This window comes from Achromobacter piechaudii NBRC 102461 (assembly GCF_001571245.1).
In the GTDB taxonomy this organism is placed as follows: domain Bacteria; phylum Pseudomonadota; class Gammaproteobacteria; order Burkholderiales; family Burkholderiaceae_B; genus Achromobacter; species Achromobacter piechaudii.
Genome location: NZ_BCTK01000005.1, coordinates 516,233 through 530,851 on the forward strand (window position 1 = coordinate 516,233; position 14,619 = coordinate 530,851).

The following is a 14,619-nucleotide window of genomic DNA, read 5'->3' on the forward strand; positions in this document are numbered from 1 at the left end:
CCAAAACGGCGATGTCCACATCGGCATCCGGGCATCTGCACTTGCATTGCAACTGCGTCTACTTCATCAGCCTTTGTGTTCCATCACAGAAAGATCCCTGGTCGGAAGGATCTTCGTTGTTGGAGCAGCGAAGCCCGCAATTCTACAGGAATTTTTTCCTGTGTGTAAAGGGGGTGCAAAAAAAACGTTGAAGAATGCATTCGACTCTTTCAGCGATAGCAATCTTTGCCCAGAATTCCCCCCATTCGGGCTGCGCGTTTTCAGGCCGTTCCCTTTCCAAGCCGGCATCCTTCGCCATGGACCTGATCCTTATCCTTTTGCTTGCCGCCGTGTTGTGCGTGCCCATCACCCAGCGCCTGGGCTTGGGCGCCATTCCCGGCTACCTGATCGCGGGTGTGTTGATCGGGCCGTCCTGCCTGAAGCTCATCACCAATGTCGACACCATGATCAATGTGTCGCAGTGGGGCGTGGTGATGATGCTGTTCATCATCGGGCTGGAACTGTCGCCCAAGCGGCTCTGGGCCATGCGCAACGAGGTCTTTCTGCTGGGGACCTTGCAGATGCTCGTCTGCGGCCTGCTGCTGGGCGTGGTGTTTGGCGCGGCGCTGCGGCATCTGGCCGGGATGGAGTGGCAGGCTGCCGTGCTGTGCGGGTTGTCGCTGGCGCTGTCATCCACGGCGGTGGCGTTGCGGCTGCTCGATGAACGCATGCTGACGCGCACGCCGCTGGGCCGGTCGGCGCTGGGCGTGTTGCTGTTCCAGGACATGGCGGCCATTCCGATGCTGGTGGCGGCGGGCCTGCTGGGCTCGGATGGCACGTCGGCGCCGTCGTTCAAGGAAGCACTGATCGCCGTGGCGGTGGTGACGCTGGCGTATCGGCTGCGGCTGTTGGGCTGGGCCGCCAAGGCGCAATTGAAGGAACTCTTCACGGCGGCGGCGCTGTTGATGGTGGTGGGCGCGGCGCAGTTGTTCGACTATGCGGGCCTGTCGGCCGGTCTGGGCGGCTTCCTGGTGGGCGTGCTGATGGCCGAATCGCGCTACCGGAACGAACTGGAAAGCGCCATCGAACCCTTCAAGGGTTTGCTGCTGGGCCTGTTCTTCCTGGCCATCGGCATGTCCGTCAACTTGAAGGTGGTGGCCGACCACTGGTCATTCATCATCGGGGGCGTGGCCGCCTTGCTGGCGGTCAAGGCGCTGGTCCTGTATGGGTTTGCGCGCTTTCTTGGCTTGCCTCGCTATCACCGGTTGCTGTTCGCGATGGTGCTGGCCCAGGGCGGCGAATTCAGCTTCGCCATCTTCAACGAAGCGTGGGACAACCATCTGGTCAATCTTGAGCAGCGCGATGTGCTGTCGGTGGTGGTCGCCGTTTCCATGGGCGTGGTGCCGGTGCTGATCAAGCTGCTGGAGCGCGTGCCGGAAAACCGTGGCGGCATGGCGGATCTGCCTGCCCCAGCCTCGGCCACAACGTCTGCCCCGACTTCGTCCACCACCTCAGCGTCGACACCAGCCACAGCTTCAGCCGCAACTCCGCCTGCACACCCGCCCGCCACGGCGTCCGATTCCGCCGACAAACCGCCATCCGCTTGACCCCGCGCCACGTGGGGGCATGGCATGATTGCCGTCGTGCCGGGCGGCTACACTTGTTGCCGTTCCGCTTTTCGCCCCTATGCCAGACCACAGGAGAATGCTCATGCTTAAAGGAAAAGTCGCCCTAGTCACCGGTTCCACCAGCGGCATCGGCCTGGGTATCGCCACCGCCTTCGCGCAACAAGGCGCGGACATCGTCCTGAATGGTTTTGGCGACGCCGCCGAGATCGAAAAGGTGCGCGCGGGGCTGGCCGACAAGCATGGCGTGAAGGTCGTCTACGACGGCGCCGACCTGTCCAAGGGCGAGGCGGTGCGTGCGCTGGTTGACAACACGGTGCGCCAGTTGGGCCGCATCGACATCCTGGTCAACAACGCCGGCATTCAGCACACCGCGCTGATCGAAGATTTTCCGGTGGAAAAGTGGGATGCGATCCTGGCGCTGAACCTGTCGGCCGTGTTCCACGGTACGGCGGCCGCCTTGCCGCACATGAAAAAGCAGGGCTTTGGCCGCATCATCAACATCGCGTCCGCCCATGGCCTGGTGGGCTCGGCCAACAAGTCGGCCTACGTCGCCGCCAAGCACGGCGTGGTGGGCTTCACCAAGGTCACCGCGCTGGAGACGGCCGGGCAGGGCATCACCGCCAATTCGATCTGCCCGGGCTGGGTGCGCACCGCGCTGGTGGAAAAGCAGATCACCGCGTTGGCGGAAAAGAACGGCGTCGATCAAGAAGCCGCCGCCCGCGAACTGCTGGGTGAGAAGCAGCCGTCTCTGCAATTCGTCACGCCCGAACAATTGGGCGGCACCGCCGTATTCCTGGCCTCGGACGCAGCGGCACAAATCACGGGCACGTCCGTTTCGGTCGATGGCGGCTGGACGGCGCGCTGATAAAGGAATCACGAATGTTGTTTTTGCTTTCCCCCGCCAAGAAGCTGGATTACGACTCGCCGCTGCATATCGAGACGCACACTCAGCCGCTGTTCGTGGATCAGGCCGCTGGCCTGATCAAGGTGCTCAAGACCAAGTCCGCCGAAGACATCGCTGAACTCATGAGCCTGAGCCCGGCGCTGTCCGAACTGAATGCGCAGCGCTACGCGCATTGGAAGCGCAGCTTCACCCAGGCCAATTCGCGCCAGGCCGTGCTGGCCTTCAACGGCGACGTGTACGAAGGGCTGGACGCTTCCAGCCTGTCGGCCAAGCAGCTGGACTGGGCGCAAGAGCACGTGGCCATCCTCAGCGGCCTGTATGGCGTGCTGCGGCCGCTGGACCTGATGCAGCCGTATCGCCTTGAAATGGGCACCCGGCTGGAAACGCCCAAGGGCAAGAATCTGTACGAGTACTGGGGTTCGACCATCGCCGACTACCTGAACGAGCGTCAGGAAGGCAAGAAGTCGCCCGTGATCGTGAACCTGGCGTCCGAGGAATATTTCAAGTCGGTCGACTTGAAGACGCTGAAGGCGCGCGTCGTGCAATGCGTGTTCCAGGACTGGAAGAACGGCGCCTGGAAGATCATCAGCTTTCACGCCAAGCGCGCGCGGGGATTGATGGCGCGCTATGCGATCCTGCACAAGGTCGCCAAGCCCGAAGGACTGCAAGGCTTTGACCTGGAAGGCTATGCGTACGACGCGTCCGCCTCGACCGAAGACAAGCTGGTGTTTCGCCGCAAGCTGGACTGATCGCGGCGACGGGGCAGGCGCTGCCTGCCCCATCCGTTTCATCCCACGCCCGGGATCAGGCGGCTGCCGCCATCGCGGGCGCGTGCGTCGGATCGGCCAGCGCCTGGAGTTCCTGGCGGATCATGTGCGAGGCCTTCAACATCTGCTTCAAGGGATAGGCCAGCGCCGCCAGCTCGCCCGTCGTGTCGAACTGCGTGGGCAGGGTGGTGGCGATCTGCGGGCGCTTCTCGTCCAGCAGGTCGACCATGCCGTTCATCGCCAGTTGCACGGCCTCGGGCGTTTTGGGCAGCGCCGCCAGGATCGGAATGGCCGCCGTGATCTGCGAGGCCAGCACGTGGTTCTGGATCAGCAGGTTGTTCAATTCCGGCACGCTCTGCTGGTGTGACTTCGGTTCGCTCATCATCCGATAGAACGCCTCGGCAAAGTTGCTGAACGCAATGTGCACGTTCTTGCGCGCCAGCCGCCAGGCCAGGTCGGCGTCGATGACGGCGGGTGTGTCGGCGGCGGCGTTTGGCGCGCCATGCGCCTGCATGGCTTCGACGTAGCGCAGGCCGGCCAGCAGGTATTCACGATTGGCGCGCGTAGCGGCCGCGGCAAGGGGCTTGAGGTAGCGTGCTTCCCACCACGGCAGGATGTAGCTGCATATCAGCGCCAGTGCGCATCCGAGCAGCGTGTCGATGGCGCGTTCGCCGATCACCGACATCGACACGGTGCCCGGCGAGACGAAGTGAAAGACCAGCACCACGAACAGCGTGTTGAAAATGGCGCTGGCCATGTAGTTCAGCTGCACCAGGCTGTTGCCCATGATGCACGCGCCCAGCAGCACGGCGAACAGGATCTCGGGGCTGTCCGTCACGTTGAACAGCAGCAGCGCGCAGATGCAGCCGATCAGCGTGCCGCCCAACCGCCAGCCGTTGCGTTGCCGCGTCAGCGCGAAACCCGGCTTCATGATGATGACGATGGTCAGCATGATCCAGTAGTTGTGCGCGGAAAACGCCGGCGACAGCCAGCGGCTGGCCAGCGTCATGGCGATGGCCGCCGCCGCCGTCACCCGCAGCGCATAGCGAAAGTGCGGAGAATCCAGCCGCAGGTTGCTGGTCAGCAGCCCGACGCGGAATTCCTGGCGCGAGATGAAGCGGGTCAGCGACTTGTTGATGCGCAGCACGTCGGTGGGCTTGGCGTCGGGCGATGCGGCGGTGTGGTCGGCCAGGCGGTCCACGATGCGCGCCGAATTGCGCAGGCGGCGCAGCACCTGGATGATCAGCGCCAGCATTTCGGGTTCGCGCTCGCCCAGGCCCTGCTGCTTGAGTTGTTCGATCTCGTATTCGATGGCGCGCAGCTCGGCCTTGGCGCTGCTGCGATATTGCACCGGCCGGCCGCGCGACACATCCAGCGCAATGCGGTTCAGCTCCAGCGACATCTTCACCAGCGCATCGCGCATGAACATCAGGCAATCGTTGCCGGCCAGGGCGCGGCGCAGCGCCGCGTAGTCGGTATGCGTGGCCACCAGCGTGTCCAGCAGCTGAAGCATATCGACGAACATGTTCCAGATCATCACGCGCTGGCGATCGCCCAGCCCCTTGCCGCGCGGCAGGGCGCGCAGCACCATGTCTCGCGCCGCCTGGTGCTTTTCGGTCATGACTGACTGGCGCTGAATCAGCGCGCGATAGGCTTCGTCCAGGTCGGAGGTTTCGTCGTAGAACGCGGCGCGGGCGGCGACGTAATCGGCCGTGGCGAACAGCGCGACCGACATGGCCTGCTGTTCCTCGCGCAGCCAGAACAGACGCGAGAAGCCCAGGCTGAACACCACGTAGAACAGCGCGCCGCCCAGGGTGGCGGCGGCGTGCGACAGCACTTCGTGCGGGGCGAGCGGGGAATGCATGGTCAGCGTCATCAGCAGCAGGCCGGCAAAGCCGATCAGGCCCCCGCGCTTGCCGAACACCGTGAACATCGAATAGACGAAGCACTGCGCGATCACCACCAGCCAGATCAGTACGGGATGGGTGGACGCCAGCCCGGTAATGATGACGGTCAGCGTGCCCAGCGCCGCGCCGCCCAGCATTTCGTTGGTGCGATGCCGTTGCGGTCCGCCCGGCTGATCGATGATGGCCAGGCACTGCGCGCCGAAGGTCGCGACCAGCCCGGTCGTGTAGTTGCCGAAGATGCCGCCCAGCACCAGCACGGGCAGCAGCATGCCGACCCCCTGGCGCACCCCTCCGAAGAAATAGTGGCTGTAGAGGAAACGGCGAATGCTGGCAATGCGCAAATCCATGGGGCGGGGCAGGTTCGGGACGACGCAACAAGTATAGAGACGCTGGCGGATTTTTAGGGGTCGGATGGTTACCGGACTTTCCCTGGAAACGGGCGTTGCATCGCGGCTGCAACGGTTCCGCGCGAACGATTTGCTACCTTTGACGCAACGCGGTAAATTCCACCTCTTGCGCCGGTCTGCCTATCCGATACCGGCGCGTTGAGGCGGAAGGCGAGGGTCACCTCCCCAGCCTTCCTGCCGCAGTGATACCTGCTGTTGGCCGCGCCACAAGCGTGTGTTGCCAAAGCTTCCATTTCGACCTCCAGCGTCCCCAAGGGGCGTTTGCACTGCGTTCTGTCGAGCGTGTGCCGGGTCGGCAGGGTGTCCGGGTGGCGTGGCTCCGTGAGCCGCTAAGCGCCGGATCATGTTGTCGTAGCCGGTATGGGTTCCGTTGCCGCCGTATCCGGGCGAGCAGCAGTCAGGGTTGCAGGGCCGGTACTGAAAGGAAATACAACATGGAAATGAATGGCGCCGATATCGTCGTGCGCTGCCTGGCCGATGAGGGCGTGGAACACGTTTTCGGCTATCCCGGCGGCGCAGTGCTTTACATCTACGACGCGATCTTCAAGCAAGACAAATTTCAGCATATCCTGGTTCGTCACGAGCAAGCCGCCGTGCACGCCGCCGATGCCTATTCGCGCTCGTCGCAAAAGGTTGGCGTCTGCCTCGTGACCAGCGGCCCGGGCGTGACCAATGCCGTCACCGGCATCGCCACCGCCTATATGGATTCCATCCCCATGGTCATCATCAGCGGGCAAGTGCCCACTGCGGCCATCGGCGAAGATGCGTTCCAGGAATGCGACACCGTCGGCATCACGCGTCCCTGCGTCAAGCACAACTTCCTGGTGCGTGACGTCAAGGACCTGGCCGAAACCATGCGCCGCGCGTTCTACATCGCGCGCACGGGCCGCCCCGGCCCGGTGCTGGTCGATATCCCCAAGGACATCACCGTCGCGCAGTGCAAGTACACGCCGCCCAAGGGCGAGATCTCGATGCGTTCCTACGCGCCCGTCAACAAGGGCCACCAGGGACAGATCAAGAAAGCCGTGCAGATGCTGCTGGCCGCCGAGCGGCCGATGATCTACACGGGCGGCGGGGTCATCCTGTCGAACGCCGCGCCCGAGCTGAACAAGCTCGTGTCGCAGCTGGGCGCGCCTTGCACCAGCACCCTGATGGGTCTGGGCGGCTACCCGGCCAGCAGCGGCCAGTTCGTGGGCATGCCCGGCATGCACGGCACCTACGAAGCCAATATGGCGATGCAGCACTGCGACGTGCTGCTGGCCATTGGCGCCCGCTTCGATGACCGCGTGATCGGCAACCCGAAGCACTTTGCGCAGAACGCCCGCAAGATCATCCATATCGATATCGACCCGTCGTCGATCTCCAAGCGCGTGCGCGTGGACGTCCCGATCGTGGGCAACGTCAAGGATGTGCTGGCAGACCTGTCCGCCCAATATGAAGTGGCGGCCGCCGAGCACAAGCCCGCGTCCATCACCAAGTGGTGGGAGCAGGTCGAGACCTGGCGCGGCAAGGAATGCCTGAAGTTCGCCAACTCGGATGAAGTCATCAAGCCGCAGTACGTGGTGGAAAAGCTCTGGGAAGTGACGGGCGGCGACGCTTTCGTCACGTCCGACGTGGGCCAGCACCAGATGTGGGCGGCTCAGTACTACAAGTTCGACAAGCCGCGCCGCTGGATCAACTCCGGCGGCCTGGGCACGATGGGCGTGGGCCTGCCCTACGCCATGGGCGTGCAGATGGCCAACCCTGGGCACGACGTCGCCGTGATCACCGGCGAAGCATCGATCCAGATGAACATCCAGGAATTGTCGACCTGCCATCAATACCGCCTGACGCCCAAGATCGTCTGCCTGAACAACCGTTTCCTGGGCATGGTCCGGCAATGGCAGCAGATCGATTACGGCTCGCGCTATTCCGAGTCCTACATGGATTCGCTGCCCGACTTCGTCAAGGTGGCGGAAGCCTATGGCCACGTGGGTCTGCGCATCGAGCGTCCGGCGGATGTCGAACCCGCGCTGCGCGAAGCCTTTGGCAAGCACAAGGAACGCCTGGTCTTCCTGGACTTCATCACCGACCGCACCGAAAACGTGTGGCCGATGGTCAAGGCCGGCCGGGGTCTGACCGAAATGCTGCTCGGCTCTGAAGACCTGTAAGGAGGCCATCCATGAAGCACGTGATTTCCGTCCTCCTCGAAAACGAACCCGGCGCGCTGTCGCGCGTGGTGGGGCTGTTTTCCGCGCGGGGCTACAACATCGAAACCCTGACCGTGGCGCCCACCGAGGACGCCACGCTGTCGCGCATGACGATCGTGACGACCGGTTCCGATGAGGTCATCGAACAGATCACCAAGCACCTGAACCGCCTGGTGGATGTCGTCAAAGTGGTGGACCTGACCGAAGGCGCCCACATCGAGCGCGAGCTGATGCTCGTGAAGGTGCGCGCCGTGGGCAAGGAACGCGAAGAAATGAAGCGCATGGCGGATATCTTCCGCGGCCGCATCATCGACGTGACCGACAAGTCCTACACCATCGAATTGACCGGGGTGCAGGAAAAAGTACAGGCCTTCCTGGAAGCCCTGGACCGCAGTGCCATCCTTGAAACCGTACGCACCGGCGTGTCCGGCATCGGACGCGGTGAACGGATTTTGAAGATTTGACCGGCCTTCCAGGCCACGCCACACCCTACATCTGAACTAATCGAATATCCAAATACTGGAATCTGGAGCACAACCATGAAAGTTTTCTACGACAAAGACTGCGACCTGTCCCTCATCAAAGGCAAGACTGTCGCCATCATCGGCTACGGTTCGCAAGGCCACGCGCACGCACAGAACCTGCATGAATCGGGCGTGAAGGTCATCGTCGGCCTGCGCAAGGGCGGCGCCTCGTGGAACAAGGCCGCCAACGCTGGCCTGGAAGTCAAGGAAGTGGCTGACGCCGTGAAGGCCGCCGACATCGTCATGATGTTGCTGCCCGACGAAAACATCGCCTCGGTCTACAACAAGGAAGTGCACGCCAACATCAAGGCGGGCGCGGCCCTGGCTTTCGCTCACGGCTTCAACGTCCACTACGGCCAAGTCGTGCCGCGCGAAGACATCGACGTCATCATGATCGCCCCGAAGGCCCCCGGCCACACGGTGCGCAACACGTACAAGCAAGGTGGCGGCGTGCCCCACCTGGTGGCCGTGTACCAGGACAAGTCGGGCGCCGCGCGTGACGTGGCCCTGTCGTACGCCAGCGCCAACGGCGGCGGCCGTGCCGGCATCATCGAAACCAACTTCCGCGAAGAAACCGAAACCGACCTGTTCGGCGAACAAGCCGTGCTGTGCGGCGGTACCGTCGAACTGATCAAGGCTGGTTTCGACACGCTGGTCGAAGCTGGCTACGCGCCGGAAATGGCCTACTTCGAATGCCTGCACGAACTGAAGCTGATCGTCGACCTGATCTATGAAGGCGGTATCGCCAACATGAACTACTCGATTTCGAACAACGCCGAATTCGGCGAGTACGAAACGGGCCCGAAGATCGTCACCGACGAAACCCGCAAGGCCATGCGCCAGTGCCTGACGGACATCCAGACCGGCGAATACGCCAAGAAGTTCATCCTGGAAAACACCGCCGGCGCGCCGACGCTGACCTCGCGTCGCCGCATCAACGCCGAATCGCAGATCGAGCAAGTGGGCGGCAAGCTGCGCGCCATGATGCCCTGGATCGCCGCGAACAAGCTGGTGGACAAGTCCAAGAACTGATCGACGTTCGGGCGCGGGTTGTTTCCCGCGTCCAGCCCGTCAAGACGGCATGCCCGCAAGGGCGTGCCGTTTTTTATTGCCTTTTCTCCAGGCACGGCTCTTGCTCTGTCACGCAAGCGGGGCCATATGAGTTAACCTTTCACAGTCCGTTGTAAGTTATTGAGACCATGCCCAATTTTTCCATGCGCGATTCCGAGAACCGCCACCGAAGCATCTACCTGCTGCCCAACGCATTCACCACCGCGGCCCTGTTCGCGGGGTTTTATGCGGTCGTGCAGGCCATGAACGATCGCTTCGAGGTCGCCGCCATCGCCATTTTCGTGGCCATGGTGCTCGACGGCATGGATGGCCGGGTGGCCCGGCTGACCAATACGCAATCGGCCTTCGGCGAGCAATACGACTCGCTGTCTGACATGACTTCCTTCGGCGTCGCGCCCGCGCTGGTCATGTACGAATGGATTTTGAATGACCTGGGCCGCTGGGGTTGGCTGGCTGCTTTCGTCTACGTTGCGGGCGCTGCGCTGCGCCTGGCTCGCTTCAACACGAACATCGCTGTCGTGGACAAACGTTATTTCCAGGGCTTGCCCAGCCCGGCCGCCGCCGCGCTCGTGGCCGGCTTTGTCTGGTTGGCCGTGGACAACAAGCTGCCTATCCATGACAGCCTGATGGCCTGGGTGGCCTTCACGCTGACCATGTACGCCGGCATCACCATGGTGTCGAACGCGCCGTTCTTCAGCGGCAAGAGCTTTGCCCTGGGCCGCAGCGTGCCGTTCTGGGGCATCTTGCTGGTGGTCGCCGTCTTCGTGTTCGTCTCCAGCGATCCCCCGGTTGTGCTGTTCGGCCTGTTCGTGCTGTACGGACTGTCGGGCTGGGTCATGTGGGCGTGGCGCTGGAACAAGGCGCGCCGCCTGACGCAAGAACGTCGCGGCCAGTCTTCCTGACTTCACGGTCTTGCCGCCCAAACAAAACCCGCCGAATGGCGGGTTTTGCATTTCATGGCTGGCGGCGGGTCAGCGCCACATGAACCGTTCGTCGTCGTACATGGGATCGGGGCCGGGGTGGAAGTGCGTCAGCTTGTTGCCGTCGCGGCCCATGTACACGTACATCAGCGAATTCCACACGCCGTTTTCCTTGTAGCGATAGGACCACACGACTTCGCGCTTCTCGCCCAAGCCGGCTTCTTCGATACGGGCAGGCGGACCGAACTCGCAGCGCACGCGGTCCGGGCCCCAGTCACCCACTTCCAGCACCTTGAAGTGCGTGTCGGTCAGCAAGGGCACGACCGGACCCACGCGCCCGTCGGTACCCACGTTGGTGCCCCAGGCGTATTGGCCCATCGGCTGTTGCGTCCAGATGACGCGTTGGCCGCCGCCCGCCTGCGGGCAGGTGTAGTTGGGTTTGCCGAACTGCGTCAGCACGTCGGCGTAGGGGGTGCCGGGTTGCACCTGGGCCAGGTTCGCGCAGGCGGCCAATCCGGTCAGCGCCAGCGAGGCAAGCGTCAGTCGGGCGGTTCTGTAATATTTAGACATGGTTTTGCTCCTCTGGGGCGCTGCCTGGCGCTTGCCGGCCTCTGCCCATCGCCGAAACCGGCTCTGGGGTAATTCTAGCGTTTCAGCTATAATCGTTGAGCTTTACCAAATGAAAGCCCAATGTTTTGCGCCGGCAGTCCGGCTGCGAGCGAACCGAAAGCGAGAGCAAAAGCGAAAGCGAGCGGTCAGTTTGCAGCTATTGAAGCAGCAGTGAGAAAGCAAAAACGCTTATCGCCGGAATTTACGCAAATTTTTTCCCAACCACGTCAGGGCACCTCGGCCCTGTCGCATGTCCGAAGAGGTCATCAATGTCTGTAGCTGACATCAAGAAATCCGATATCGTTGCGCAGTTCCAACGCGCTCAAGGCGATACCGGCTCCCCCGAAGTTCAGGTGGCTCTGCTCACCGCCCGTATCAACGAACTGACCGGTCACTTCAAAGAACACATGAAGGACCATCACTCGCGCCGCGGTCTGCTGCGTATGGTCAGCCGTCGCCGCAAGCTGCTCGACTATCTCAAGGGCCGCAATCCCGATTCGTACCGCGCTCTGATCGAAAAACTCGGTCTGCGCAAGTGATCGACGGGGCTGGCTCCCCATGACGCAACCGTGGTCGGTGCGACGTATTGTCGCAGCGGCCACGGTTTTTCATTTGTAAGGAATAATCGTCATGTTCAACAAAGTGACAAAATCGTTCCAGTACGGCCAGCACACGGTCGTCCTGGAAACTGGCGAGATCGCTCGCCAGGCCTCCGGCGCCGTTGTGGTGTCGATCGAGGACACCGTTGTCCTGGCTACTGTCGTAGCTTCCAAGAAGGCCAAGCCGGGTCAAACGTTTTTCCCGCTGACCGTCGACTACATCGAGAAGACCTATGCCGCCGGCCGTATTCCGGGTGGGTTCTTCAAGCGCGAAGGCAAGCCGTCCGAAAAGGAAACGCTGACCTCGCGCCTGATCGATCGTCCGCTGCGTCCGCTGTTCCCCGAAGACTTCTACAACGAAGTCCAAGTGGTCATCCACACGCTGTCGGTCAATCCCGAGATTGATCCCGACATCGCCGCCATGATCGGCGCGTCCGCCGCGCTGGCCATTTCGGGCATCCCGTTCAACGGCCCGATCGGCGCCGCTCGCGTGGGCTACATCGACGGCCAATACGCGCTGAACCCGACCGCCTCGCAACTGAAGTCGTCCAAGCTGGACCTGGTTGTCGCCGGTACGGAAAACGCCGTGCTGATGGTGGAATCGGAAGCCCAACAGCTGTCCGAAGAAATCATGCTGGGCGGCGTGGTCTATGGCCACGAGCAAATGCAGGCCGTGATCAACGCCATTCACGAACTGGTCAAGGACGCTGGCAAGCCCGAGTGGGACTGGCAAGCTCCCGCCAAGGACGAAGCCCTGATCGCCGCCGTGACCGCGGCTGCCCAGGAAGGCCTGAACGCCGCCTACCAGATCCGCGAAAAGCAGGCTCGCACCGCCAAGCTGCGCGAAGTGTCGGCCGACGTGTCGGCCAAGCTGGCTGCCGCCGCTGCTGAAAAGGGCGAGTCCGCGCCTGACGCCGTTACCGTCGACAACATCATGTTCTCGCTGGAATCGGCCATCGTTCGCGGTCAGATCCTGAACGGCGAGCCGCGTATCGACGGCCGCGACACCCGCACCGTTCGTCCCATCAGCGTGCGTCTGGGCGTGCTGCCCCGCGCACACGGCAGCGCGCTGTTCACCCGTGGTGAAACGCAAGCGCTGGTCGTGGCCACGCTGGGCACCAAGCAAGATGAGCAGATCATCGACGCGCTCATGGGTGAATACCGCGACCGCTTCATGATGCACTACAACATGCCTCCGTTCGCCACCGGCGAAACGGGCCGCATCGGTGTGCCCAAGCGCCGCGAAATCGGCCACGGCCGTCTGGCCAAGCGTTCGCTGATCCCGCTGTTGCCGGCGCCGGAAGACTTCCAGTACACGATCCGCATCGTGTCGGAAATCACCGAGTCCAACGGCTCGTCGTCGATGGCTTCGGTCTGCGGCGGCTCGCTGGCAATGATGGACGCCGGCGTGCCGGTCAAGGATCACGTGGCCGGCGTGGCCATGGGCCTGATCCTGGACGGCGGCAAGTTCGCCGTGCTGACCGACATTCTGGGTGACGAAGATCACCTGGGCGACATGGACTTCAAGGTCGCGGGCACCGAAAACGGCGTCACCGCACTGCAGATGGACATCAAGATCCAGGGCATCACGAAGGAAATCATGCAAGTGGCGCTGGCGCAAGCCCGCGAAGGCCGCCTGCACATCCTGACCAAGATGAAGGAAGCGCTGGACGGTTCGCGTGGCGAGCTCTCGGCTTTCGCCCCGCGCATGCTGACCATCAAGATCAACCCCGAGAAGATCCGCGACGTGATCGGCAAGGGCGGCGCCACCATCCGCGCGCTGACCGAAGAGACCGGCACGCAGATCGACATCTCCGACGACGGCACGATCGTGATCGCCAGCGTCGACGAAGCGCAGGCCAAAGAAGCCCAGCGCCGCATCGTCGAACTGACGGCCGACGTCGAAGTGGGCCAGATGTACGAAGGTTCGGTCCTGCGTCTGCTGGACTTCGGCGCCATCGTGCAAGTGCTGCCGGGCCGCGACGGCCTGCTGCACATCTCGGAAATCGCCAACTACCGCATCGCGAACATCAACGATGTGCTCAAGGTCGGTCAGCAAGTCCGCGTCAAGGTCATCGAGGCCGACGACAAGGGCCGCCTGCGCCTGTCCATCAAGGCCATCGGTGGTATCGAAGCGCAGCAACCCGCTGCCGCTGCCGATGCAGCCCCCCAATCGGAACCGCAAGCTGAATAAGCTGGCAGTCTGATTGACGAAGAACGGCGCCGCAAGGCGCCGTTTTTTATTGCGCCGCCACAACGCGGCAAGCGGCGGTCTGATTCATCTTCTTGCGACTTCGCCCCGCTGACGTCTCGCAACGTCGCCGAGCTTGCTGTAAAGTCGTGCGCGAGTGAAAGGGGGAATCGGATGATCCAAGCATGATGAGCAGGCCTGCCGCCGCGGGCGCGATGCTGTGCGCCGGACTGTGCGCCGCGTTGCTGACCGGCTGCATGAGCAGCCCCGGGCCGGGTCAACGCGGACCCAACAGCGAAGCGATGACCGCCGATCAGTTCGGCCAGACCGACTTCAACCGAACGGTCACGCTGGAAGTACGCGACAACCTCACCAGCCTGTATTCCCTGCTGGACAAGCTCTACCGGCGCAACCCGCGCGAATGGCGCAAGACGGGTGCAGCAGATCAAAAGGCGGCCGTGAACGGCGTCAAGCACGCCATCGAAGTGCGCATCCCGCCCCGCGATCTGGCCGGTTTGCGCGACATCCAGATCCTGGCCGTCTCGCTCGACCCGAACTACTCCGGCGACCGGGTCGGTGCGTTCATCTACGGCATAGCCGACACCATCATCGCGGCGCACAACGGCAAGACGCGGCTATACGCCACCGACGCGCTGGACGGCCAGCGGGTCTACAATGCCGCACGGAACGTCGAGGCGGCCGCCTGGTTGCTGGCATCGCGCCGCAACAACCAGGGCGAGCTGCTTTTGCTGGCCAATGAAATGTCTCCCAATGCCACGAACCTGAGCTTTGAACGCGAGTTCGGCGCCATCATCGGCAGGCTGGACCTGATCGCCAACCTGCTTGGCGAGAACTCCCGCCGCATCGGGATCAACTATGCGCAAGGTCTCTTGCTGTTCAATTTCCTGCCTGTGCGCTAACAGG

Annotated in this window: 12 protein-coding genes; 10 read left to right on the forward strand and 2 right to left on the reverse strand. The window is 62.8% G+C overall.

The genetic code is table 11. The features are described from left to right. Positions 1-296 precede the first annotated feature (296 nt). The 3 genes from API01S_RS09080 (at position 297) to yaaA (ending at position 3,260) form a co-directional block, all read left to right on the forward strand. Complete coding sequence (locus API01S_RS09080; RefSeq protein ID WP_084802396.1) at positions 297-1,586, forward strand: cation:proton antiporter domain-containing protein; 1,290 nt, start codon at positions 297-299, stop codon at positions 1,584-1,586. 103 nt (positions 1,587-1,689) lie between these two features. After that, the gene (locus API01S_RS09085; RefSeq protein ID WP_039882856.1) at positions 1,690-2,472 is read left to right on the forward strand and encodes a 3-hydroxybutyrate dehydrogenase; all 783 of its coding nucleotides are present in this window, start codon (positions 1,690-1,692) and stop codon (positions 2,470-2,472) included. Positions 2,473-2,486: 14 nt separating this feature from the next. Then, a complete protein-coding gene (yaaA, locus tag API01S_RS09090) occupies positions 2,487-3,260 on the forward strand; it encodes a peroxide stress protein YaaA (protein WP_061304205.1) in 774 nt (257 codons plus the stop codon). A 55-nt stretch (positions 3,261-3,315) separates the two neighbouring features. On the opposite strand, the gene API01S_RS09095 is transcribed toward yaaA, so the two are convergent. Beyond that, on the reverse strand, positions 3,316-5,532 hold the full coding sequence (locus API01S_RS09095) for an FUSC family protein (protein ID WP_050727941.1): 2,217 nt from the start codon (positions 5,530-5,532) through the stop codon (positions 3,316-3,318). A gap of 440 nt (positions 5,533-5,972) precedes the next feature. Between API01S_RS09095 and API01S_RS09100 the strand changes: the two genes are divergently transcribed. The 4 genes from API01S_RS09100 to pssA all read left to right on the forward strand — a co-directional run bounded on the left by API01S_RS09100 (position 5,973) and on the right by pssA (position 10,278). Continuing rightward, the gene (locus API01S_RS09100; protein ID WP_255221298.1) at positions 5,973-7,742 is read left to right on the forward strand and encodes an acetolactate synthase 3 catalytic subunit; all 1,770 of its coding nucleotides are present in this window, start codon (positions 5,973-5,975) and stop codon (positions 7,740-7,742) included. Positions 7,743-7,753: 11 nt separating this feature from the next. Next, a complete protein-coding gene (gene ilvN, locus API01S_RS09105) occupies positions 7,754-8,245 on the forward strand; it encodes an acetolactate synthase small subunit (protein WP_006217868.1) in 492 nt (163 codons plus the stop codon). Positions 8,246-8,320: 75 nt separating this feature from the next. Next, positions 8,321-9,337 (forward strand): ketol-acid reductoisomerase, encoded by a 1,017-nt coding sequence (gene ilvC, locus API01S_RS09110; protein WP_006217869.1) that lies wholly within the window; start codon positions 8,321-8,323, stop codon positions 9,335-9,337. Between the two features lie 167 nt (positions 9,338-9,504). Beyond that, positions 9,505-10,278 (forward strand): CDP-diacylglycerol--serine O-phosphatidyltransferase, encoded by a 774-nt coding sequence (pssA, locus tag API01S_RS09115; RefSeq protein WP_006217870.1) that lies wholly within the window; start codon positions 9,505-9,507, stop codon positions 10,276-10,278. A gap of 69 nt (positions 10,279-10,347) precedes the next feature. On the opposite strand, the gene API01S_RS09120 is transcribed toward pssA, so the two are convergent. After that, complete coding sequence (locus API01S_RS09120; protein WP_050727940.1) at positions 10,348-10,866, reverse strand: hypothetical protein; 519 nt, start codon at positions 10,864-10,866, stop codon at positions 10,348-10,350. Positions 10,867-11,174: 308 nt separating this feature from the next. On the opposite strand from API01S_RS09120, the gene rpsO reads away from it, so the two are divergent. From rpsO to API01S_RS09135, 3 genes are all read left to right on the forward strand, one after another. Then, a complete protein-coding gene (rpsO, locus tag API01S_RS09125) occupies positions 11,175-11,444 on the forward strand; it encodes a 30S ribosomal protein S15 (RefSeq protein WP_006223612.1) in 270 nt (89 codons plus the stop codon). Positions 11,445-11,535: 91 nt separating this feature from the next. Then, on the forward strand, positions 11,536-13,698 hold the full coding sequence (gene pnp / locus API01S_RS09130; RefSeq protein WP_006217872.1) for a polyribonucleotide nucleotidyltransferase: 2,163 nt from the start codon (positions 11,536-11,538) through the stop codon (positions 13,696-13,698). A gap of 182 nt (positions 13,699-13,880) precedes the next feature. Continuing rightward, the gene (locus tag API01S_RS09135; RefSeq protein WP_050727939.1) at positions 13,881-14,615 is read left to right on the forward strand and encodes a hypothetical protein; all 735 of its coding nucleotides are present in this window, start codon (positions 13,881-13,883) and stop codon (positions 14,613-14,615) included. The last annotated feature ends 4 nt before the right edge of the window (positions 14,616-14,619 follow it).